Genomic DNA, 21,920 nt, shown 5'->3' on the forward strand with positions numbered 1-21,920 from the left:
ACTTAGATTAGGTGCATAAATGAAAGTTGTTACTTATTCTGATCTCAGAAAGAACTTATCAAATACATTAGATGCGGTGATAGACGATCATTCACCTGTGCTTGTTACTCGACAAAACAACCAAACTGCGGTGCTGATAAGCCTAGATGATTTCAATGCCTATGAAGAAACAGCATATTTGATGAGTAACCCAGCAAATGCAGCGCATTTGATGAAATCTATTGCACAAGCTAAGGTGGGAAAAACTCATCAACATGAGTTAATTGAAGAATGATTTTAAGTTGGACTGATGAAGCTTGGGCTGATTACCTAAATTGGCAATCTACCGACAAACAAACATTAAAACGAATTAATTTATTGATTAAAGAAGTGATGCGTACACCATTTGAGGGTGTAGGCAAACCTGAACCACTCAAGCATAATTTATCCGGATGTTGGTCAAGACGAATTGATAAAACAAATAGACTTGTTTATGAAGTTTTAGATCAACAAATCATGATCCTGTCTTGCCGTTATCACTATGATTAATTGAGGTTTCAAATGTATAGTAAACAATATACTTACAGTGTTACATGGTCCGCAGAAGATAATGAGTATCTAGGTTTATGTACAGAATTTCCATCATTATCTTGGCTTGATGCAGAAGAATCTAAAGCGTTTTCAGGTATCGTTAATCTTGTTGCTGAGGTCATAACGGATATGCTCGCAAATAATGAGAAAGTATAACCAATGTCGTTTTAACACCTATAAAATGACTTCCTGCGCATATTGATTAAAATTCTTCGCAACATCCTCTTTTTTCACTTTTTTATTATGTTCTTCGTCAAGTAAACGCATAATCACATATACACGAAAACTATCTGCATAAGTTTCTAGTCGAGGTAAATAATTCAGTTTTAGCTCAACGTAATAGTCCATTTTCTTAAAATCATGCGTGGTTTTATTCTTGTGATAACGCAACATATCAACGAATATCCTTCCGATTTGATGCCGTGTGCCTTTAAAAACAGATGCAAACCGTAAAGTTTTATAAAAATCATGTAAACCTTTCATACCAATGTTTTTATCAGGATTAGAAATTAAATCATTTAGACGTTTGATATACATTTTCTTAATATTTGAAACGGATATTTCATCGTAACGCCATGTCCATGTATAGCCTTTTGGCGACTTTTTAGCATTATATTTCTCTGATGATTTAGTCGAATGTGACAAACGCACAAGCTCTATTTCTGTACCAACCATTTTTAGTTTTAAAAATGGTTTAGTCAGCACAAACTTAAATTTTTCATGGTCATTAAAATAATGCTGTATTAATGCGACTTGATTTTGCTCAAATTTTCGATCAATCGGGGCTTTAAGCTCTTTAATTCGCTGTTTAACGATTTGCTGTTCTGCTCGTTCTTTTTCATCGTTATAGCTGTGTGTTTCGGGTGTTGTTATCAATAAATAAAAGTCAAAAGTGGTTACAGCATCAACAGCTTTACGCTTTTGCACAATGAGATCAGCAATCGGCTCTTTTTTCGTATTCAAACGATAAGTGCGTTGGCGTGGCGTGAGATTAAGAAAATACTTATCTGTCAATTTTTGAATTAAAGCTTCGATGTTTTCTGAAAAAAGCGTGTTATCACTTTCAACAGCAAAGTGACTATAAAAATATGCACCATTAGCAACTTTATCAGCAATTTTTTGCGCTGTGTAGCGAGAATTAGGACTAAAACTTATCATTTTATTGTCACCAAGCAATAGAAAAATGTGTCATTGAGCAATATTTAATATTTAAGCATGTCATCAAGCAATAATCAAATCTGTTAAAATCCTTATTAAATAAGGCTTTTGTGCCTGTGGCACATATAAAAACGGCAAAGCCGTTTTTCAGGGCTTAATGGACATAAATTGTCATTGTGCAATTAAGTGGTTCCTAGGTGACGAAATTTACACCTAGTTTTTAATCGTTTATAGTGTATGTATTCATTGTTTGAAAGACAGTCTGACTAGCTGCCTGACCATTTCCTTAGCGATTTGAGCAGGCGACAGCCTGCTCTTAAAGCTATGTTTTTTTTGATAGCGCACAGTTCACTATGAGCCATTTTGAACTGACCGATTGAGCGTACTACTGGAGAAATCCCGTTCGGTACGATCTGATGGGCGCTAGGGGTTTGAAATAACCCTTTTCGATCCAATCCGTTTTTATTAATAAACGGGGTTGGGCGACAAGGAAACGGGAGCCTATAAACAATAGAAATATTGTGAAGTGGTCGCTAGGTTAAATATAGCCTAGCTAGATGCAGATTTTGTATTGAAACCCTGTTTTAACGATGACCGTGAGAATCGACAGGACGTTAAGATTCGTTAAAAACGGCAATGTGTTGCGCTAAATGCACTTGCAAATATGCAGGGAAAGCGCAGCTCATTGGCACAACTGATGGCGTTTGAGGTAACAGCAATGTTACAGGCTAGCTGAGGAGAAATCTGGACGCAGCGGCACCTTTGAGTAAGATCATTTCAAGCAAAAAGGGTCAACGGATAGCTCAAACAGTATACATGGGGAAGCATAAACCCCAGACAGGTGTAGATTAAGAGTCATACGCTCTGATTTTGTCTTTAGATCATATCCACCAATTTTCAAGGAACCGCGTGGTGGGGAAAATGGAAGTGTCGACAGACAAATGAGCATTGGCGTTCTAATCGCTAAGATCGTTAAATCTAACTTGGGAACCTCTTGGTCGTTGCTGTCACGGCAAAGGCTAGATCAAGAGAGGGAGAGAGGATCAGTAGACCGTATAAACCAATTTTTTGGTGAAGTCGGGGCAAGTTGTTTTTGCTAAAACACATTGCGAACTCTGACTGCATTGGCAATGCAGTCAGGTAAAGGGAGTGATACTGTTATCGAAAATCTAAGTCGGTTTTATGTTGTTATCAAAAAAAGCGAAAAACAAGCTAAAGTGATTTGGTCATCACTATGTTCCAACTGTTCAAGTTTGGTCACTCGAACAAAATTGGAACTAAGCGAATTTCAATGAATAGAAAGAAAAATACGGCATCACAGTCTTGTGCTTGCATGATTTGCTTTCGTAGTTTCAATTCTAAAAATAATTGAGCGTGACAGACACACGATAAACTCGTTTACTGCGTAAAAGTAAGTGTTGAGCGCACTTTAAACTCAAGCATCGGCAGTTCGCTCTTAAGCGACTGCCGTACCTTTCTAAATTCTAAAAATAGAAAATATTGCTAAATTGTGATTTTAGCTATTTAAAATAGCTAAGAGTATCTAACTACCAAAAAAACAAAATAAGCACCATATAACGCATTATATGAGCATTTAGAGCATGTTTACAGATGTAATCTAAGTGCTTTTGCTTTTGTATAAAGATTTTGATCTTAAAATTAGAGTTCAAATAAGAATTAATAGAGCGAAGCGATCAACAGAAATCTGATTTTGTAATATCCCTCTCCGATTACGCTTTTGCTTTTCATTGCAAAGTTCCACTGAGTTTTTTTAGCGAGTGCCTACGAGCGTCATGAGTTTTTGCTTTTGCTCTTAAAAATGACACGAGCGAAGCGAAGTGCCATAGCTTTTTTTGCTCTTGATTTTGCCTTTGATTTTAAGCTTTTTGGGCTTTTAATGTTTTTAAATGCTTTTAAATGCTTTTAGAATACGTAAAAGCATTACTAATAAAGGGCTATAGCGACTATAAACCACCGTTTATGCCTCTATAAACCACCGTTTATGCCTCTATAAACCACCGTTTATGCCTCTATAAACCACCGTTTATGCCTCTATAAACCACCAATAAAAAAATGTGTGGTTTATTGCTGGTTTTTGAGTAATATATTTTAAAAGATGATGCTTTAATGAACGCTAGTTATAGTTTTTATGTTTATTTTCTCTTTTGATTTAAAAAAATGCTTTTAGGCTTCCTAAAATCATTGCTAGACAATGTTAATTATACAGCATATACCACCGTTTATGCCTCTATAAACCACCAAAAAATATTTATATGTTTTATTGTCAGTTTATGTGTTATAACATAATAAAATATATATGTGGTTTATTGCTGACATGAGTGACCTAATTGTAAAAGATAACGCTTTAATAAATGCTAGTTATAATTTGGCGCTTGCAGAACAACGCTTGATTCTTTTAGCTATTCTTGAAGCTAGAGAGTCTGGAAAAGGCATTAATGCAAATGACCCTCTTACAGTTCATGCTGAGAGCTATATCTCTCAATTTAAAGTTGACAGAAGTACTGCATATAAAGTTCTCAAAAGTGCTTGCAAAGATCTATTTGCAAGGCAATTTAGTTATCAATCAAAGAGTGAAAAAGGCAACGAGCAAAACCATTGTTCACGGTGGGTTAGCGAAATCATATATGTTGACAAAGAAGCCATCGTAAAAATAATTTTTGCTCCGGCTGTTGTTCCCTTGATTACTAGACTTGAGGAGCAATTCACAAAATATGATATTGAGCAGATTAGTAGCTTGTCGAGTGCTTATGCTGTTCGTATGTATGAATTATTGATTTGTTGGCGCAGCACACAAAAAACCCCAATTATTGAGCTTGCGGAATTTAGAAAACGAATCGGGGTTTTAGATACTGAATATCAAAGAATGGATATATTTAAAAAAGGTGTTTTAGAACTAGCAATAAAACAGATTAATGAGCATACAGACATTATAGCTTCTTACGAACAACATAAAAAAGGGCGAGTTATCACAGGATTTTCATTCAAATTCAAACAAAAGAAACAAAATAAAAAAGAAGTCAAAGACGTAAATCGTGATCAAAATATGACTGATAAACAGCGTCATTTTTTTGCTAGTAAATTGTCTGAAATGCCTGAGATGAGCAAATATTCTGAGGGTACTGAAAGCTATGAGCAGTTTGCTTCTCGCATTGCTGAAATGCTTTTACAACCTGAAAAAATTAAAGAACTTTCAGCACATTTAGTAAAAGCGGGATTTAATGCTTAAATTACGGCATAAAATTTATGGAGGTTATTAAATGTCGAGACTAATTCAAAAAAGCGTTCAATATTCTGTTGATGAAGCTATTTCTGAGTCAGCAGAGTATATTATTAAAAATCTTGGGCTAACCCCTGCTTATGTTTTTAGTATAGTCATGGCAGAAATTGCTCGAACAGGTCAAATACCTGTAGGCAATCAAATAAGTGATGATAGTTTGAATCAATCACAGTTCATAGCACTTAGCAACAATATCCCCAATATAAAAGTTTCCAATACAAAATCAGCTCAAGAATTTTTAAATGATGACGGTGGGTACTAATTGTTCCGAGTTATATCTATCTTACTTATCCTGAAAATATGGTATCTCATCACGTAGACAATTTTTTGAAATTGATACTGGTATTCTTTCATTATTACAAATCATATCATCAACAACATTAGTAACAGTATCAACAATGCCTGAAAATGCTTTCGATTGATCTGCATCAAGCCAAGATAATGATGAAAACTCAGCACATAGTCCAACATATTCATTATCTTCTGCGGACCATATAACATGATAGGTATATTGTTTGCCATGCATTTAAAACCTCAATTAATCATAGTGATAACGGCAAGACAGAATCATGATTTGTTGATCTAAAACCTCATAAACAAGTCTATTTGGAGCTCACTCGCTAAGGATACTAGGCTTTGGCATGAAAGTTTATAGATACAATCTTGAAAGGCGGGAGTTCAAAGAGCCTGTAAATATTTTTAGTTATTTTACTGTACCACCCATAAAATTCAAATATGGGAATTTATAGTGATATATAAAACCCCATCCTTTTTAAGCTTTATCATTTTAGCCGTAAAATGCCATCCTTTAGGTCAGGGAGGATGTCAATCTCTCTGACATATATCATACTTAGCTTGCATCTGTAACCACAGATCAGCTCGCCCACCACGTTCAACGCCTAGCCATGCTTCAATGCGTAATGCCATTTCAGGTGATATAGCTGCTTTTTCATTCAGTACCCGTGATAATACAGCACGAGAAACCCCAAGCTGTTTGGCTGCATCTGTTACAGTTAAAGCCAACGATGGTAAAATATCTTCTCGCAAGATTTCTGCGGGATGTGGTGGATTAAACATTTGCGACATGATTCACCTCTCTTAATGTAATGACAATCCTGACAAAAAAATTTATAAAAAATTGGGAATAAAAATTATATGCAATTTTAACGCTTCCTGACGTATATCACTGTACTGTGCAGATCGTGCTTTTCCCCCTTTAGAATTTGCACCATTCACATTAGCTTTTCTTAGGGCTATGTACTGAGTTTCCATCATTATCTTGGCTTGATGCAGATCAATCGAAAGCATTTTCAGGCATTGTTGATACTGTTACTAATATTGTTAGGTTTGTACATTTAGTCCATATATTTACCTATTTTTTGGTTTTTTTTTGGTTAAGTAAGATAAATATGACGAGTAAATGTACACGAATTTGTACTTTCGATTGTTATATGCATACAAATCCTGTGTTACAGCTATACAGTAAATTTTATGTATTCATTTGTACATTTAGTCCATATATTAAAAATAAAACTAAAGATGAGATAGTAAATTTAAATATGGGAATTTATAGTGATATTGATTAAAAATATTTTTTATATCAAATATTTAATATTATTTTTAAGTTGAAAATTCATCTTTTATAGGTAGATGCAAAATCAATAACTACTCTTACTCAAGCTGGATAATTTAGGTTGTAATCCACTTAGTTTAACGTACCAAAAATGATACTATTAGCAAATAAAAGTATGAGGATACGCCATGACTAACAAAAATATTCATCTAGGGAATAATTTTGATGACTTTTTAGAGGAAGATGGACTATTAGAAGAATCAACTGCGGTTGCCATCAAGAGAGTTTTAGCATAGCAAATATCAAAAGCAATGAAAGATCAAAAAATATCAAAAACAGTGATGGCGAGTAAGATGCACACTAGCCGTTCATCACTGAATAGACTCCTAGATGATTCAGATACAAGTTTAACGCTTACAACACTAGCAAGTGCAGCATCAGTACTTGGGAAAAAAGTTAATATAAGTTTAGCTTAGTTGCAGAATATAGATAGGTTATGTCCAAGTAAAATAAGAATATGCAGTTAAATGAATAACATAACCTTTTACTACATTATCTTTTGCTAGAACTTCTACTAGATTTCTTTCAGTTCCATAAAAAGAGCTATCAGAAGTGTAAAAAATGGCACATGCGGGCGAAGATATGAAACCATTCATTGCTCGATTACGTTCAATGCTTAAAGACCAAAAGCAACTAGCTCCGTTTTTAGCTAGAGTTGGATACAGATAGATTATTTCAAAAGGGTAAAGTATGAGCATTACATATGATCAAGACATTATCGCATGGGCAAACCAACAAGCTACGTTTTTACGTGAGGGTCGGTTTGATCTACTAGACTTAGAGCATATTTTTCTTATAAAAAATTAGAAACTATGTTTTATGAAAAGCAAGGATCTAGCATTGTAAGCACGATTAGTTACTATCTTTTATATATTAAAGCAAATTGGGTTACGTTTTTCTTTTCAGCTGGAGGAAAATTTCTGGCTGCATTAATAATTTTCTTAATTGGCCGATACTCTTATAATTTAACAAGTGCTTGGCATGCTCTTTTGTCATAGCAATACTGCTTAGAAATAAAAAAACCCGACTGGATGTCGGGGTTTTTCGTATTTGGTACTAGGGTCAACTCCTGCCATCCCTCGCGTCCTGTCGCTAATCTTATTGGCTAAAAGTGATAAATTTGCTTAAAAAGCAGTCGATTTGTGTCTAAGTCCGCTTTTTTGATGTTTTTGGGTTTTATTTTTTAGTTAAGTTATTGATTTAAAATATTAAATTTAAATAAACTTCGCATAAAAATCCATTATGTTAATTTTATGGAAACTAAACTAAGACGTTGATAGTTAATACACTTTTTTCATAATTTCCATAGCTTTATCGTGAGCATCTTTATGTTCATCAAATCGCTCTCTTAAGAACAGAAATAAAGCTTTCTCATACTCAGGCAGTTCTAAAAAAATAAAATCATGATTACGATTAAAAAAATGGAAATCTGGATTTTTAGTTTTAAAGACTAAGAGTGACTCTTTAAAATTTTTCTTTTTCACACCAAGCCTTTTATAAGCTTTACTCAGACCTCTAAAGATCCAAGTTGGTGAAATGTCCCTTTGAAGAATTGCAACTGGAATATTTGCTAAATAGGGAATATAAGAACCTTTGGGAGACTTGTTAAATTTTCTCCTTAAATCAAGTATCTGTAATTTATAATCAATAATTTCTAACCAAAGAATTAATTTATCAAGTTGATTATCATCAAAAAAATCTTCACTAAGATCGACTGAATTAAATAATTGTTGAATGTATGTTTCTAAACTAGAGAGAAGTTCATTATTACAATACTTACATGCAAAAACTGTAGTTTTCGAATATGTCTGGCTAACCTCATTTAAAGTTTGTATAAAAGTCTTTTTTTGATCATTTTTGAATACCCATTTGGGGATCACATGTTCTTTTGTTAAATCTTTCGTATCACCACAAATGATACATATCTCAGCATAATGATTCTGAATTAACTGACTAGTAACACTGCTCTTTCGATCTCGAATAATCTTTCTAAAACTACGTAATTTCTTTTCTATCATAATTTATGCAACTGATTTGACTAACATAATTATAAAGGTTAAAAGCGCAAGGCAAAGGCTATCAGACTCGCATGAATAAAATTCTGCGAGATGCTATGCTTAAAGAGTTAAAAAATCATCAATAAAAATGGAGTAAGAAATAAAATGCTTGTCGATATGGATGATTTTATAGACTTTGTAAAGAATAAATTAGGAGAATCCATTTGGGTTCCACTCTATAAAAATTTAAATAAAGAAGATAAATCTGAGGATGGTTCACTTTTTTCTTGCCTCATTCCACCTGAAGACACTAGTGAAGCAATGAAAAAGTATGGATGGGATTTAAGTAGGGAAGATGGGGGACCATCAATCGCCACTTGTGGTGATAATATTTGGTATGAGCCAACCACCACTGCTTTACTTCCTCTTGTAATTTATAGGACATTTCATGGTACTAGGAAGCCTTATTGGGAAATACTGCAAGAATTAGTACTATATTTTAATCTGTATAATGATAAACCTAATAATAAATATATCGTTGATGATGACAATGGAGTAGAAATTGAAGTCATTAAATATTCAGATAATGAGATTCTAATACGGAAGTCATTTTTAACAGCTTTCATGTCAGCTCGACAAATGAATCTTCTCTTATTTTTTGAGAACACTAGACATAAAATTACAGATGAAAGTCTTACAGATGAGCATGTAAATGAGGGGTTTATTTCTTACACTAGATTTTGGGATCGTTCCTATGTAGATGGTTATAAAATATTTACCAGAGTGTTAGGAAAAAAATTATTTCATTGCTTACCTAGAGAGGAAAAACACTACAACCCATTGAATGAAAAAAATTTTGAGTCTTTTATTATTGATGGAGATTCTCATGATAAAATAGTTCACACCTGTGATCCTTCCATGCTATCGGACTACTTTGGAAAAAACACAGGTTCTCCACATTACCTAACTCCTGTCTATTTTGATAAGACAGTACTTCAAAAGTATTACTCCTCATCAAATGAATATGAAGTAAAAGATAGTTCTATTTACAAACATGGCTATTGGAATTTACGTTTTGATAATAATTCTTCAGGGCATGTTTGTGTGTTTTTAGGTGATCTAGGAAGAGATTTACCTCACTCAGAACAGATCTACTGGAAAAGCTTCAATATATCTCCAGAAGGACGAAATATGAGCAAAACATACTTTGAAAGAAGTATGCTTGGAACATGGTCAGATGCTGAGAGTCCTGATCTTGTTTTTAAGTTTGTTTTTAACCAATTTCAAGAAAAGTGGCTAAAGTCTAAAGGATGGAAACTTTTTTTATCCCTAAATCAAGCTGATTATCATTGTTTTAATACACTACATTCATTGACTAAAAATGAGCAGTCAGAATTCGACTCTCAAATATTATCTCTAGTAAAAATAACGATAGATTCTATTAATGTTGAAAAACTTAAAAAACTTGTTTCAATAGAAAATAATGGATCAATTAAGCTTTTAACTGAGTTCCTGTATAAGGGGGGAGTTACGTTTGATGTCGCAACCTTCTTGGGTGGATTACAAGGAGTACGTTCAACTGGAGTAGCCCATAGACGTGGAACAAAATATGAAACTACGATTGCACGCTTAGGAATTGAAGACGATAAACTTATTGCAGCTTTTGACAACCTTCTTGAACAAATGACGAATCTGCTAAATGAAATTGAAGCAGTATTTTTAAAGCAAGAAGCTCACGATAAAGAACTGGCATAACGCAAGAATTAGATAAAAAAACCTGAAATTCAGATGTTTTTTTATCGACTTAACATAATTGCACTTATGCGAACTAAACTCCATAAAGTTATTCGTAATCAGTGACTTAAATATTTTACATAACGCACAAAAGAACAAAAAAGCCAGCATGGAAATATGTTGGCTTTTTTTTAAGCGGTTTTGGAACTTATTGCCAGTAAAATAGGTTAAAAAACACGCGATTTATTATTTTATCTTGGTTTTTCAATTCTTTTATTTCAGAAATTATCCACATTTTCTGCGGATAAAATTGAGGACTAAACCAAGTGAAATGTTGAAAGCTAAGTAATTCCTTCTTATTATATAGACTGTAATCTATATTTTGGTTGTGATATGTGGACAGTCATCACGACAGATCTATTTAATGAATGGTTTGAACAACAAGATGAGGCAACTCAAGAAAAGATCTTAGCGGGATTACTTGTTTTAGAGAAACATGGACCAAGTTTAGGGCGTCCTTTGGTTGATACTGTATATGACTCTAAATTTACCAATATGAAAGAACTGCGTATACAGCATCGAGGCAGACCATTGAGAGCATTTTTTGCATTTGACCCACTAAGACAGGCTATTGTGCTTTGTATTGGCGATAAAGGCAGTAAAAAGCGTTTTTATAAAGATATGCTTGATATTGCAGATGAACAATACAAACTTCACCTTTCAACATTAGGAAATCAATCTAATGGCTAAAACGCTACAAGAGTTATTGGCAAATCGTTCTCCAGAAAGCCAAACTCGTATCAAGCATATGGCTGATGAGCTATTTCTTGAGAATCAACTGGCTTTAATTCGAGAAGAATTAGAAATCTCCCAAAAAGAACTTGCGGAAATGCTTGGAATCAAACAGCCTTCTTTATCTGCGATTGAAAATCGTGGTAATGATCTAAAGATTTCAACGATGAAAAAATACATTGAAGCAATGGGTGGAAAACTTCGCATAGACGTAGAACTCCCCACTGGAAAGCACATAGGATTTAATGTTTAAACGAGAGTTCATTTTGTAGACTTAATTGCGAAAATTAAATTAATGTACTAATATTGGTACTTAAATTGGTACTTAGATTAGGTGCATAAATGAAAGTTGTTACTTATTCTGATCTCAGAAAGAACTTATCAAATACATTAGATGCGGTGATAGACGATCATTCACCTGTGCTTGTTACTCGACAAAACAACCAAACTGCGGTGCTGATAAGCCTAGATGATTTCAATGCCTATGAAGAAACAGCATATTTGATGAGTAACCCAGCAAATGCAGCGCATTTGATGAAATCTATTGCACAAGCTAAGGTGGGAAAAACTCATCAACATGAGTTAATTGAAGAATGATTTTAAGTTGGACTGATGAAGCTTGGGCTGATTACCTAAATTGGCAATCTACCGACAAACAAACATTAAAACGAATTAATTTATTGATTAAAGAAGTGATGCGTACACCATTTGAGGGTGTAGGCAAACCTGAACCACTCAAGCATAATTTATCCGGATGTTGGTCAAGACGAATTGATAAAACAAATAGACTTGTTTATGAAGTTTTAGATCAACAAATCATGATCCTGTCTTGCCGTTATCACTATGATTAATTGAGGTTTCAAATGTATAGTAAACAATATACTTACAGTGTTACATGGTCCGCAGAAGATAATGAGTATCTAGGTTTATGTACAGAATTTCCATCATTATCTTGGCTTGATGCAGAAGAATCTAAAGCGTTTTCAGGTATCGTTAATCTTGTTGCTGAGGTCATAACGGATATGCTCGCAAATAATGAGAAAGTATAACCAATGTCGTTTTAACACCTATAAAATGACTTCCTGCGCATATTGATTAAAATTCTTCGCAACATCCTCTTTTTTCACTTTTTTATTATGTTCTTCGTCAAGTAAACGCATAATCACATATACACGAAAACTATCTGCATAAGTTTCTAGTCGAGGTAAATAATTCAGTTTTAGCTCAACGTAATAGTCCATTTTCTTAAAATCATGCGTGGTTTTATTCTTGTGATAACGCAACATATCAACGAATATCCTTCCGATTTGATGCCGTGTGCCTTTAAAAACAGATGCAAACCGTAAAGTTTTATAAAAATCATGTAAACCTTTCATACCAATGTTTTTATCAGGATTAGAAATTAAATCATTTAGACGTTTGATATACATTTTCTTAATATTTGAAACGGATATTTCATCGTAACGCCATGTCCATGTATAGCCTTTTGGCGACTTTTTAGCATTATATTTCTCTGATGATTTAGTCGAATGTGACAAACGCACAAGCTCTATTTCTGTACCAACCATTTTTAGTTTTAAAAATGGTTTAGTCAGCACAAACTTAAATTTTTCATGGTCATTAAAATAATGCTGTATTAATGCGACTTGATTTTGCTCAAATTTTCGATCAATCGGGGCTTTAAGCTCTTTAATTCGCTGTTTAACGATTTGCTGTTCTGCTCGTTCTTTTTCATCGTTATAGCTGTGTGTTTCGGGTGTTGTTATCAATAAATAAAAGTCAAAAGTGGTTACAGCATCAACAGCTTTACGCTTTTGCACAATGAGATCAGCAATCGGCTCTTTTTTCGTATTCAAACGATAAGTGCGTTGGCGTGGCGTGAGATTAAGAAAATACTTATCTGTCAATTTTTGAATTAAAGCTTCGATGTTTTCTGAAAAAAGCGTGTTATCACTTTCAACAGCAAAGTGACTATAAAAATATGCACCATTAGCAACTTTATCAGCAATTTTTTGCGCTGTGTAGCGAGAATTAGGACTAAAACTTATCATTTTATTGTCACCAAGCAATAGAAAAATGTGTCATTGAGCAATATTTAATATTTAAGCATGTCATCAAGCAATAATCAAATCTGTTAAAATCCTTATTAAATAAGGCTTTTGTGCCTGTGGCACATATAAAAACGGCAAAGCCGTTTTTCAGGGCTTAATGGACATAAATTGTCATTGTGCAATTAAGTGGTTCCTAGGTGACGAAATTTACACCTAGTTTTTAATCGTTTATAGTGTATGTATTCATTGTTTGAAAGACAGTCTGACTAGCTGCCTGACCATTTCCTTAGCGATTTGAGCAGGCGACAGCCTGCTCTTAAAGCTATGTTTTTTTTGATAGCGCACAGTTCACTATGAGCCATTTTGAACTGACCGATTGAGCGTACTACTGGAGAAATCCCGTTCGGTACGATCTGATGGGCGCTAGGGGTTTGAAATAACCCTTTTCGATCCAATCCGTTTTTATTAATAAACGGGGTTGGGCGACAAGGAAACGGGAGCCTATAAACAATAGAAATATTGTGAAGTGGTCGCTAGGTTAAATATAGCCTAGCTAGATGCAGATTTTGTATTGAAACCCTGTTTTAACGATGACCGTGAGAATCGACAGGACGTTAAGATTCGTTAAAAACGGCAATGTGTTGCGCTAAATGCACTTGCAAATATGCAGGGAAAGCGCAGCTCATTGGCACAACTGATGGCGTTTGAGGTAACAGCAATGTTACAGGCTAGCTGAGGAGAAATCTGGACGCAGCGGCACCTTTGAGTAAGATCATTTCAAGCAAAAAGGGTCAACGGATAGCTCAAACAGTATACATGGGGAAGCATAAACCCCAGACAGGTGTAGATTAAGAGTCATACGCTCTGATTTTGTCTTTAGATCATATCCACCAATTTTCAAGGAACCGCGTGGTGGGGAAAATGGAAGTGTCGACAGACAAATGAGCATTGGCGTTCTAATCGCTAAGATCGTTAAATCTAACTTGGGAACCTCTTGGTCGTTGCTGTCACGGCAAAGGCTAGATCAAGAGAGGGAGAGAGGATCAGTAGACCGTATAAACCAATTTTTTGGTGAAGTCGGGGCAAGTTGTTTTTGCTAAAACACATTGCGAACTCTGACTGCATTGGCAATGCAGTCAGGTAAAGGGAGTGATACTGTTATCGAAAATCTAAGTCGGTTTTATGTTGTTATCAAAAAAAGCGAAAAACAAGCTAAAGTGATTTGGTCATCACTATGTTCCAAAGCTGTTCAAGTTTGGTTCAAGCATCGGCAGTTCGCTCTTAAGCGACTGCCGTACCTTTCTAAATTCTAAAAATAGAAAATATTGCTAAATTGTGATTTTAGCTATTTAAAATAGCTAAGAGTATCTAACTACCAAAAAAACAAAATAAGCACCATATAACGCATTATATGAGCATTTAGAGCATGTTTACAGATGTAATCTAAGTGCTTTTGCTTTTGTATAAAGATTTTGATCTTAAAATTAGAGTTCAAATAAGAATTAATAGAGCGAAGCGATCAACAGAAATCTGATTTTGTAATATCCCTCTCCGATTACGCTTTTGCTTTTCATTGCAAAGTTCCACTGAGTTTTTTTAGCGAGTGCCTACGAGCGTCATGAGTTTTTGCTTTTGCTCTTAAAAATGACACGAGCGAAGCGAAGTGCCATAGCTTTTTTTGCTCTTGATTTTGCCTTTGATTTTAAGCTTTTTGGGCTTTTAATGTTTTTAAATGCTTTTAAATGCTTTTAGAATACGTAAAAGCATTACTAATAAAGGGCTATAGCGACTATAAACCACCGTTTATGCCTCTATAAACCACCGTTTATGCCTCTATAAACCACCGTTTATGCCTCTATAAACCACCGTTTATGCCTCTATAAACCACCAATAAAAAAATGTGTGGTTTATTGCTGGTTTTTGAGTAATATATTTTAAAAGATGATGCTTTAATGAACGCTAGTTATAGTTTTTATGTTTATTTTCTCTTTTGATTTAAAAAAATGCTTTTAGGCTTCCTAAAATCATTGCTAGACAATGTTAATTATACAGCATATACCACCGTTTATGCCTCTATAAACCACCAAAAAATATTTATATGTTTTATTGTCAGTTTATGTGTTATAACATAATAAAATATATATGTGGTTTATTGCTGACATGAGTGACCTAATTGTAAAAGATAACGCTTTAATAAATGCTAGTTATAATTTGGCGCTTGCAGAACAACGCTTGATTCTTTTAGCTATTCTTGAAGCTAGAGAGTCTGGAAAAGGCATTAATGCAAATGACCCTCTTACAGTTCATGCTGAGAGCTATATCTCTCAATTTAAAGTTGACAGAAGTACTGCATATAAAGTTCTCAAAAGTGCTTGCAAAGATCTATTTGCAAGGCAATTTAGTTATCAATCAAAGAGTGAAAAAGGCAACGAGCAAAACCATTGTTCACGGTGGGTTAGCGAAATCATATATGTTGACAAAGAAGCCATCGTAAAAATAATTTTTGCTCCGGCTGTTGTTCCCTTGATTACTAGACTTGAGGAGCAATTCACAAAATATGATATTGAGCAGATTAGTAGCTTGTCGAGTGCTTATGCTGTTCGTATGTATGAATTATTGATTTGTTGGCGCAGCACACAAAAAACCCCAATTATTGAGCTTGCGGAATTTAGAAAACGAATCGGGGTTTTAGATACTGAATATCAAAGAATGGATATATTTAAAAAAGGTGTTTTAGAACTAGCAATAAAACAGATTAATGAGCATACAGACATTATAGCTTCTTACGAACAACATAAAAAAGGGCGAGTTATCACAGGATTTTCATTCAAATTCAAACAAAAGAAACAAAATAAAAAAGAAGTCAAAGACGTAAATCGTGATCAAAATATGACTGATAAACAGCGTCATTTTTTTGCTAGTAAATTGTCTGAAATGCCTGAGATGAGCAAATATTCTGAGGGTACTGAAAGCTATGAGCAGTTTGCTTCTCGCATTGCTGAAATGCTTTTACAACCTGAAAAAATTAAAGAACTTTCAGCACATTTAGTAAAAGCGGGATTTAATGCTTAAATTACGGCATAAAATTTATGGAGGTTATTAAATGTCGAGACTAATTCAAAAAAGCGTTCAATATTCTGTTGATGAAGCTATTTCTGAGTCAGCAGAGTATATTATTAAAAATCTTGGGCTAACCCCTGCTTATGTTTTTAGTATAGTCATGGCAGAAATTGCTCGAACAGGTCAAATACCTGTAGGCAATCAAATAAGTGATGATAGTTTGAATCAATCACAGTTCATAGCACTTAGCAACAATATCCCCAATATAAAAGTTTCCAATACAAAATCAGCTCAAGAATTTTTAAATGATGACGGTGGGTACTAATTGTTCCGAGTTATATCTATCTTACTTATCCTGAAAATATGGTATCTCATCACGTAGACAATTTTTTGAAATTGATACTGGTATTCTTTCATTATTACAAATCATATCATCAACAACATTAGTAACAGTATCAACAATGCCTGAAAATGCTTTCGATTGATCTGCATCAAGCCAAGATAATGATGAAAACTCAGCACATAGTCCAACATATTCATTATCTTCTGCGGACCATATAACATGATAGGTATATTGTTTGCCATGCATTTAAAACCTCAATTAATCATAGTGATAACGGCAAGACAGAATCATGATTTGTTGATCTAAAACCTCATAAACAAGTCTATTTGGAGCTCACTCGCTAAGGATACTAGGCTTTGGCATGAAAGTTTATAGATACAATCTTGAAAGGCGGGAGTTCAAAGAGCCTGTAAATATTTTTAGTTATTTTACTGTACCACCCATAAAATTCAAATATGGGAATTTATAGTGATATATAAAACCCCATCCTTTTTAAGCTTTATCATTTTAGCCGTAAAATGCCATCCTTTAGGTCAGGGAGGATGTCAATCTCTCTGACATATATCATACTTAGCTTGCATCTGTAACCACAGATCAGCTCGCCCACCACGTTCAACGCCTAGCCATGCTTCAATGCGTAATGCCATTTCAGGTGATATAGCTGCTTTTTCATTCAGTACCCGTGATAATACAGCACGAGAAACCCCAAGCTGTTTGGCTGCATCTGTTACAGTTAAAGCCAACGATGGTAAAATATCTTCTCGCAAGATTTCTGCGGGATGTGGTGGATTAAACATTTGCGACATGATTCACCTCTCTTAATGTAATGACAATCCTGACAAAAAAATTTATAAAAAATTGGGAATAAAAATTATATGCAATTTTAACGCTTCCTGACGTATATCACTGTACTGTGCAGATCGTGCTTTTCCCCCTTTAGAATTTGCACCATTCACATTAGCTTTTCTTAGGGCTATGTACTGAGTTTCCATCATTATCTTGGCTTGATGCAGATCAATCGAAAGCATTTTCAGGCATTGTTGATACTGTTACTAATATTGTTAGGTTTGTACATTTAGTCCATATATTTACCTATTTTTTGGTTTTTTTTTGGTTAAGTAAGATAAATATGACGAGTAAATGTACACGAATTTGTACTTTCGATTGTTATATGCATACAAATCCTGTGTTACAGCTATACAGTAAATTTTATGTATTCATTTGTACATTTAGTCCATATATTAAAAATAAAACTAAAGATGAGATAGTAAATTTAAATATGGGAATTTATAGTGATATTGATTAAAAATATTTTTTATATCAAATATTTAATATTATTTTTAAGTTGAAAATTCATCTTTTATAGGTAGATGCAAAATCAATAACTACTCTTACTCAAGCTGGATAATTTAGGTTGTAATCCACTTAGTTTAACGTACCAAAAATGATACTATTAGCAAATAAAAGTATGAGGATACGCCATGACTAACAAAAATATTCATCTAGGGAATAATTTTGATGACTTTTTAGAGGAAGATGGACTATTAGAAGAATCAACTGCGGTTGCCATCAAGAGAGTTTTAGCATAGCAAATATCAAAAGCAATGAAAGATCAAAAAATATCAAAAACAGTGATGGCGAGTAAGATGCACACTAGCCGTTCATCACTGAATAGACTCCTAGATGATTCAGATACAAGTTTAACGCTTACAACACTAGCAAGTGCAGCATCAGTACTTGGGAAAAAAGTTAATATAAGTTTAGCTTAGTTGCAGAATATAGATAGGTTATGTCCAAGTAAAATAAGAATATGCAGTTAAATGAATAACATAACCTTTTACTACATTATCTTTTGCTAGAACTTCTACTAGATTTCTTTCAGTTCCATAAAAAGAGCTATCAGAAGTGTAAAAAATGGCACATGCGGGCGAAGATATGAAACCATTCATTGCTCGATTACGTTCAATGCTTAAAGACCAAAAGCAACTAGCTCCGTTTTTAGCTAGAGTTGGATACAGATAGATTATTTCAAAAGGGTAAAGTATGAGCATTACATATGATCAAGACATTATCGCATGGGCAAACCAACAAGCTACGTTTTTACGTGAGGGTCGGTTTGATCTACTAGACTTAGAGCATATTTTTCTTATAAAAAATTAGAAACTATGTTTTATGAAAAGCAAGGATCTAGCATTGTAAGCACGATTAGTTACTATCTTTTATATATTAAAGCAAATTGGGTTACGTTTTTCTTTTCAGCTGGAGGAAAATTTCTGGCTGCATTAATAATTTTCTTAATTGGCCGATACTCTTATAATTTAACAAGTGCTTGGCATGCTCTTTTGTCATAGCAATACTGCTTAGAAATAAAAAAACCCGACTGGATGTCGGGGTTTTTCGTATTTGGTACTAGGGTCAACTCCTGCCATCCCTCGCGTCCTGTCGCTAATCTTATTGGCTAAAAGTGATAAATTTGCTTAAAAAGCAGTCGATTTGTGTCTAAGTCCGCTTTTTTGATGTTTTTGGGTTTTATTTTTTAGTTAAGTTATTGATTTAAAATATTAAATTTAAATAAACTTCGCATAAAAATCCATTATGTTAATTTTATGGAAACTAAACTAAGACGTTGATAGTTAATACACTTTTTTCATAATTTCCATAGCTTTATCGTGAGCATCTTTATGTTCATCAAATCGCTCTCTTAAGAACAGAAATAAAGCTTTCTCATACTCAGGCAGTTCTAAAAAAATAAAATCATGATTACGATTAAAAAAATGGAAATCTGGATTTTTAGTTTTAAAGACTAAGAGTGACTCTTTAAAATTTTTCTTTTTCACACCAAGCCTTTTATAAGCTTTACTCAGACCTCTAAAGATCCAAGTTGGTGAAATGTCCCTTTGAAGAATTGCAACTGGAATATTTGCTAAATAGGGAATATAAGAACCTTTGGGAGACTTGTTAAATTTTCTCCTTAAATCAAGTATCTGTAATTTATAATCAATAATTTCTAACCAAAGAATTAATTTATCAAGTTGATTATCATCAAAAAAATCTTCACTAAGATCGACTGAATTAAATAATTGTTGAATGTATGTTTCTAAACTAGAGAGAAGTTCATTATTACAATACTTACATGCAAAAACTGTAGTTTTCGAATATGTCTGGCTAACCTCATTTAAAGTTTGTATAAAAGTCTTTTTTTGATCATTTTTGAATACCCATTTGGGGATCACATGTTCTTTTGTTAAATCTTTCGTATCACCACAAATGATACATATCTCAGCATAATGATTCTGAATTAACTGACTAGTAACACTGCTCTTTCGATCTCGAATAATCTTTCTAAAACTACGTAATTTCTTTTCTATCATAATTTATGCAACTGATTTGACTAACATAATTATAAAGGTTAAAAGCGCAAGGCAAAGGCTATCAGACTCGCATGAATAAAATTCTGCGAGATGCTATGCTTAAAGAGTTAAAAAATCATCAATAAAAATGGAGTAAGAAATAAAATGCTTGTCGATATGGATGATTTTATAGACTTTGTAAAGAATAAATTAGGAGAATCCATTTGGGTTCCACTCTATAAAAATTTAAATAAAGAAGATAAATCTGAGGATGGTTCACTTTTTTCTTGCCTCATTCCACCTGAAGACACTAGTGAAGCAATGAAAAAGTATGGATGGGATTTAAGTAGGGAAGATGGGGGACCATCAATCGCCACTTGTGGTGATAATATTTGGTATGAGCCAACCACCACTGCTTTACTTCCTCTTGTAATTTATAGGACATTTCATGGTACTAGGAAGCCTTATTGGGAAATACTGCAAGAATTAGTACTATATTTTAATCTGTATAATGATAAACCTAATAATAAATATATCGTTGATGATGACAATGGAGTAGAAATTGAAGTCATTAAATATTCAGATAATGAGATTCTAATACGGAAGTCATTTTTAACAGCTTTCATGTCAGCTCGACAAATGAATCTTCTCTTATTTTTTGAGAACACTAGACATAAAATTACAGATGAAAGTCTTACAGATGAGCATGTAAATGAGGGGTTTATTTCTTACACTAGATTTTGGGATCGTTCCTATGTAGATGGTTATAAAATATTTACCAGAGTGTTAGGAAAAAAATTATTTCATTGCTTACCTAGAGAGGAAAAACACTACAACCCATTGAATGAAAAAAATTTTGAGTCTTTTATTATTGATGGAGATTCTCATGATAAAATAGTTCACACCTGTGATCCTTCCATGCTATCGGACTACTTTGGAAAAAACACAGGTTCTCCACATTACCTAACTCCTGTCTATTTTGATAAGACAGTACTTCAAAAGTATTACTCCTCATCAAATGAATATGAAGTAAAAGATAGTTCTATTTACAAACATGGCTATTGGAATTTACGTTTTGATAATAATTCTTCAGGGCATGTTTGTGTGTTTTTAGGTGATCTAGGAAGAGATTTACCTCACTCAGAACAGATCTACTGGAAAAGCTTCAATATATCTCCAGAAGGACGAAATATGAGCAAAACATACTTTGAAAGAAGTATGCTTGGAACATGGTCAGATGCTGAGAGTCCTGATCTTGTTTTTAAGTTTGTTTTTAACCAATTTCAAGAAAAGTGGCTAAAGTCTAAAGGATGGAAACTTTTTTTATCCCTAAATCAAGCTGATTATCATTGTTTTAATACACTACATTCATTGACTAAAAATGAGCAGTCAGAATTCGACTCTCAAATATTATCTCTAGTAAAAATAACGATAGATTCTATTAATGTTGAAAAACTTAAAAAACTTGTTTCAATAGAAAATAATGGATCAATTAAGCTTTTAACTGAGTTCCTGTATAAGGGGGGAGTTACGTTTGATGTCGCAACCTTCTTGGGTGGATTACAAGGAGTACGTTCAACTGGAGTAGCCCATAGACGTGGAACAAAATATGAAACTACGATTGCACGCTTAGGAATTGAAGACGATAAACTTATTGCAGCTTTTGACAACCTTCTTGAACAAATGACGAATCTGCTAAATGAAATTGAAGCAGTATTTTTAAAGCAAGAAGCTCACGATAAAGAACTGGCATAACGCAAGAATTAGATAAAAAAACCTGAAATTCAGATGTTTTTTTATCGACTTAACATAATTGCACTTATGCGAACTAAACTCCATAAAGTTATTCGTAATCAGTGACTTAAATATTTTACATAACGCACAAAAGAACAAAAAAGCCAGCATGGAAATATGTTGGCTTTTTTTTAAGCGGT

26 protein-coding genes and 4 pseudogenes are annotated in these 21,920 nt (G+C 33.7%); 20 read left to right on the plus strand and 10 right to left on the minus strand.

The annotated features are described in order from the left end of the window. The first annotated feature begins 19 nt into the window (after window positions 1-19). From AC1MPL_RS11650 to AC1MPL_RS11660, 3 genes are read left to right on the plus strand one after another with little or no spacing between them, the layout of a single operon-like run. Window positions 20-274 (plus strand): type II toxin-antitoxin system Phd/YefM family antitoxin, encoded by a 255-nt coding sequence (locus AC1MPL_RS11650; RefSeq protein WP_479766237.1) that lies wholly within the window; start codon window positions 20-22, stop codon window positions 272-274. Next, complete coding sequence (locus AC1MPL_RS11655) at window positions 271-528, plus strand: Txe/YoeB family addiction module toxin (RefSeq protein ID WP_479766238.1); 258 nt, start codon at window positions 271-273, stop codon at window positions 526-528. Before AC1MPL_RS11650 ends, AC1MPL_RS11655 begins: the two co-directional genes overlap by 4 nt. Continuing rightward, on the plus strand, window positions 529-726 hold the full coding sequence (locus AC1MPL_RS11660) for an antitoxin HicB (protein ID WP_479766239.1): 198 nt from the start codon (window positions 529-531) through the stop codon (window positions 724-726). 18 nt (window positions 727-744) lie between these two features. Here the strand turns inward: AC1MPL_RS11660 and AC1MPL_RS11665 are convergent, their stop codons facing one another. Then, the gene (locus AC1MPL_RS11665) at window positions 745-1,728 is read right to left on the minus strand and encodes a hypothetical protein (protein WP_479766240.1); all 984 of its coding nucleotides are present in this window, start codon (window positions 1,726-1,728) and stop codon (window positions 745-747) included. Window positions 1,729-4,063: 2,335 nt separating this feature from the next. Between AC1MPL_RS11665 and repM (AC1MPL_RS11670) the strand changes: the two genes are divergently transcribed. Both repM (AC1MPL_RS11670) and AC1MPL_RS11675 read left to right on the plus strand, forming a co-directional pair. Continuing rightward, the gene (repM, locus tag AC1MPL_RS11670; protein ID WP_479766241.1) at window positions 4,064-4,975 is read left to right on the plus strand and encodes a replication initiation protein RepM; all 912 of its coding nucleotides are present in this window, start codon (window positions 4,064-4,066) and stop codon (window positions 4,973-4,975) included. A 31-nt stretch (window positions 4,976-5,006) separates the two neighbouring features. After that, window positions 5,007-5,288: a type II toxin-antitoxin system RelB/DinJ family antitoxin gene (locus AC1MPL_RS11675; protein WP_479766242.1), complete on the plus strand. Its 282-nt coding sequence runs from the start codon at window positions 5,007-5,009 to the stop codon at window positions 5,286-5,288. A 21-nt stretch (window positions 5,289-5,309) separates the two neighbouring features. Here AC1MPL_RS11675 and AC1MPL_RS11680 read toward each other — a convergent pair whose 3' ends face one another. The 3 genes and pseudogenes from AC1MPL_RS11680 to AC1MPL_RS11690 all read right to left on the minus strand — a co-directional run bounded on the left by AC1MPL_RS11680 (window position 5,310) and on the right by AC1MPL_RS11690 (window position 6,112). After that, window positions 5,310-5,552 (minus strand): antitoxin HicB, encoded by a 243-nt coding sequence (locus tag AC1MPL_RS11680; protein WP_479766243.1) that lies wholly within the window; start codon window positions 5,550-5,552, stop codon window positions 5,310-5,312. Window positions 5,553-5,564: 12 nt separating this feature from the next. Then, a pseudogene (locus tag AC1MPL_RS11685) lies at window positions 5,565-5,630 on the minus strand (Txe/YoeB family addiction module toxin); the annotation flags it as partial. A 221-nt stretch (window positions 5,631-5,851) separates the two neighbouring features. Continuing rightward, window positions 5,852-6,112 (minus strand): HigA family addiction module antitoxin, encoded by a 261-nt coding sequence (locus AC1MPL_RS11690; RefSeq protein ID WP_479766244.1) that lies wholly within the window; start codon window positions 6,110-6,112, stop codon window positions 5,852-5,854. Window positions 6,113-6,910: 798 nt separating this feature from the next. On the opposite strand from AC1MPL_RS11690, the gene AC1MPL_RS11695 reads away from it, so the two are divergent. Together AC1MPL_RS11695 and AC1MPL_RS11700 are read left to right on the plus strand one after the other, a co-directional pair. Beyond that, window positions 6,911-7,075 carry a helix-turn-helix domain-containing protein gene (locus tag AC1MPL_RS11695; RefSeq protein WP_479766245.1) on the plus strand — a complete coding sequence of 55 codons (165 nt, stop codon included), beginning with the start codon at window positions 6,911-6,913 and terminating at the stop codon, window positions 7,073-7,075. 274 nt (window positions 7,076-7,349) lie between these two features. Further along, entirely contained in the window at window positions 7,350-7,466 is a 117-nt protein-coding gene (locus tag AC1MPL_RS11700) for a DUF29 family protein (RefSeq protein ID WP_479766246.1), read from the plus strand. Window positions 7,467-7,939: 473 nt separating this feature from the next. Here AC1MPL_RS11700 and AC1MPL_RS11705 read toward each other — a convergent pair whose 3' ends face one another. Beyond that, complete coding sequence (locus AC1MPL_RS11705; protein WP_479766247.1) at window positions 7,940-8,677, minus strand: hypothetical protein; 738 nt, start codon at window positions 8,675-8,677, stop codon at window positions 7,940-7,942. Between the two features lie 41 nt (window positions 8,678-8,718). Between AC1MPL_RS11705 and AC1MPL_RS11710 the strand changes: the two are divergent. From AC1MPL_RS11710 to AC1MPL_RS11740, 7 genes and pseudogenes are all read left to right on the plus strand, one after another. Next, window positions 8,719-8,802: pseudogene (locus AC1MPL_RS11710) on the plus strand (BrnA antitoxin family protein); the annotation flags it as partial. Window positions 8,803-8,821: 19 nt separating this feature from the next. Next, window positions 8,822-10,411, plus strand: coding sequence for a hypothetical protein (locus AC1MPL_RS11715; protein ID WP_479766248.1), 1,590 nt, complete (start codon window positions 8,822-8,824; stop codon window positions 10,409-10,411). Window positions 10,412-10,783: 372 nt separating this feature from the next. Next, window positions 10,784-11,140: a type II toxin-antitoxin system RelE/ParE family toxin gene (locus AC1MPL_RS11720; RefSeq protein ID WP_479766249.1), complete on the plus strand. Its 357-nt coding sequence runs from the start codon at window positions 10,784-10,786 to the stop codon at window positions 11,138-11,140. Then, window positions 11,133-11,435, plus strand: a complete 303-nt coding sequence (locus AC1MPL_RS11725) for a helix-turn-helix domain-containing protein (RefSeq protein WP_479766250.1) — start codon at window positions 11,133-11,135, stop codon at window positions 11,433-11,435. The genes AC1MPL_RS11720 and AC1MPL_RS11725 overlap by 8 nt, the downstream gene beginning before the upstream one ends. An 89-nt stretch (window positions 11,436-11,524) precedes the next feature. Next, the gene (locus AC1MPL_RS11730) at window positions 11,525-11,779 is read left to right on the plus strand and encodes a type II toxin-antitoxin system Phd/YefM family antitoxin (protein WP_479766237.1); all 255 of its coding nucleotides are present in this window, start codon (window positions 11,525-11,527) and stop codon (window positions 11,777-11,779) included. Further along, window positions 11,776-12,033, plus strand: a complete 258-nt coding sequence (locus AC1MPL_RS11735) for a Txe/YoeB family addiction module toxin (RefSeq protein ID WP_479766238.1) — start codon at window positions 11,776-11,778, stop codon at window positions 12,031-12,033. The genes AC1MPL_RS11730 and AC1MPL_RS11735 overlap by 4 nt, the downstream gene beginning before the upstream one ends. Then, window positions 12,034-12,231: an antitoxin HicB gene (locus AC1MPL_RS11740; RefSeq protein ID WP_479766239.1), complete on the plus strand. Its 198-nt coding sequence runs from the start codon at window positions 12,034-12,036 to the stop codon at window positions 12,229-12,231. It abuts the gene before it with no gap. A gap of 18 nt (window positions 12,232-12,249) precedes the next feature. Here AC1MPL_RS11740 and AC1MPL_RS11745 read toward each other — a convergent pair whose 3' ends face one another. After that, complete coding sequence (locus tag AC1MPL_RS11745) at window positions 12,250-13,233, minus strand: hypothetical protein (RefSeq protein WP_479766240.1); 984 nt, start codon at window positions 13,231-13,233, stop codon at window positions 12,250-12,252. 2,160 nt (window positions 13,234-15,393) lie between these two features. On the opposite strand from AC1MPL_RS11745, the gene repM (AC1MPL_RS11750) reads away from it, so the two are divergent. Then, on the plus strand, window positions 15,394-16,305 hold the full coding sequence (gene repM, locus AC1MPL_RS11750; protein ID WP_479766241.1) for a replication initiation protein RepM: 912 nt from the start codon (window positions 15,394-15,396) through the stop codon (window positions 16,303-16,305). Window positions 16,306-16,336: 31 nt separating this feature from the next. Continuing rightward, complete coding sequence (locus AC1MPL_RS11755) at window positions 16,337-16,618, plus strand: type II toxin-antitoxin system RelB/DinJ family antitoxin (protein WP_479766242.1); 282 nt, start codon at window positions 16,337-16,339, stop codon at window positions 16,616-16,618. 21 nt (window positions 16,619-16,639) lie between these two features. Here AC1MPL_RS11755 and AC1MPL_RS11760 read toward each other — a convergent pair whose 3' ends face one another. The 3 genes and pseudogenes from AC1MPL_RS11760 to AC1MPL_RS11770 form a co-directional block, all read right to left on the minus strand. Beyond that, the gene (locus AC1MPL_RS11760; protein ID WP_479766243.1) at window positions 16,640-16,882 is read right to left on the minus strand and encodes an antitoxin HicB; all 243 of its coding nucleotides are present in this window, start codon (window positions 16,880-16,882) and stop codon (window positions 16,640-16,642) included. Window positions 16,883-16,894: 12 nt separating this feature from the next. Then, window positions 16,895-16,960, minus strand: a pseudogene (locus AC1MPL_RS11765) (Txe/YoeB family addiction module toxin); the annotation flags it as partial. A 221-nt stretch (window positions 16,961-17,181) separates the two neighbouring features. After that, window positions 17,182-17,442, minus strand: coding sequence for a HigA family addiction module antitoxin (locus AC1MPL_RS11770; RefSeq protein ID WP_479766244.1), 261 nt, complete (start codon window positions 17,440-17,442; stop codon window positions 17,182-17,184). 798 nt (window positions 17,443-18,240) lie between these two features. Between AC1MPL_RS11770 and AC1MPL_RS11775 the strand changes: the two genes are divergently transcribed. Together AC1MPL_RS11775 and AC1MPL_RS11780 are read left to right on the plus strand one after the other, a co-directional pair. Beyond that, window positions 18,241-18,405 carry a helix-turn-helix domain-containing protein gene (locus tag AC1MPL_RS11775; RefSeq protein ID WP_479766245.1) on the plus strand — a complete coding sequence of 55 codons (165 nt, stop codon included), beginning with the start codon at window positions 18,241-18,243 and terminating at the stop codon, window positions 18,403-18,405. Between the two features lie 274 nt (window positions 18,406-18,679). Continuing rightward, window positions 18,680-18,796, plus strand: a complete 117-nt coding sequence (locus AC1MPL_RS11780; RefSeq protein ID WP_479766246.1) for a DUF29 family protein — start codon at window positions 18,680-18,682, stop codon at window positions 18,794-18,796. A gap of 473 nt (window positions 18,797-19,269) precedes the next feature. On the opposite strand, the gene AC1MPL_RS11785 is transcribed toward AC1MPL_RS11780, so the two are convergent. Further along, window positions 19,270-20,007, minus strand: a complete 738-nt coding sequence (locus AC1MPL_RS11785) for a hypothetical protein (protein WP_479766247.1) — start codon at window positions 20,005-20,007, stop codon at window positions 19,270-19,272. Window positions 20,008-20,048: 41 nt separating this feature from the next. On the opposite strand from AC1MPL_RS11785, the pseudogene AC1MPL_RS11790 reads away from it, so the two are divergent. Both AC1MPL_RS11790 and AC1MPL_RS11795 read left to right on the plus strand, forming a co-directional pair. After that, window positions 20,049-20,132, plus strand: a pseudogene (locus AC1MPL_RS11790) (BrnA antitoxin family protein); the annotation flags it as partial. Window positions 20,133-20,151: 19 nt separating this feature from the next. Next, window positions 20,152-21,741: a hypothetical protein gene (locus AC1MPL_RS11795; RefSeq protein WP_479766248.1), complete on the plus strand. Its 1,590-nt coding sequence runs from the start codon at window positions 20,152-20,154 to the stop codon at window positions 21,739-21,741. Window positions 21,742-21,920: the final 179 nt, after the last annotated feature.

The sequence above is a fragment of the Acinetobacter sp. N1-1 genome (assembly GCF_056711485.1).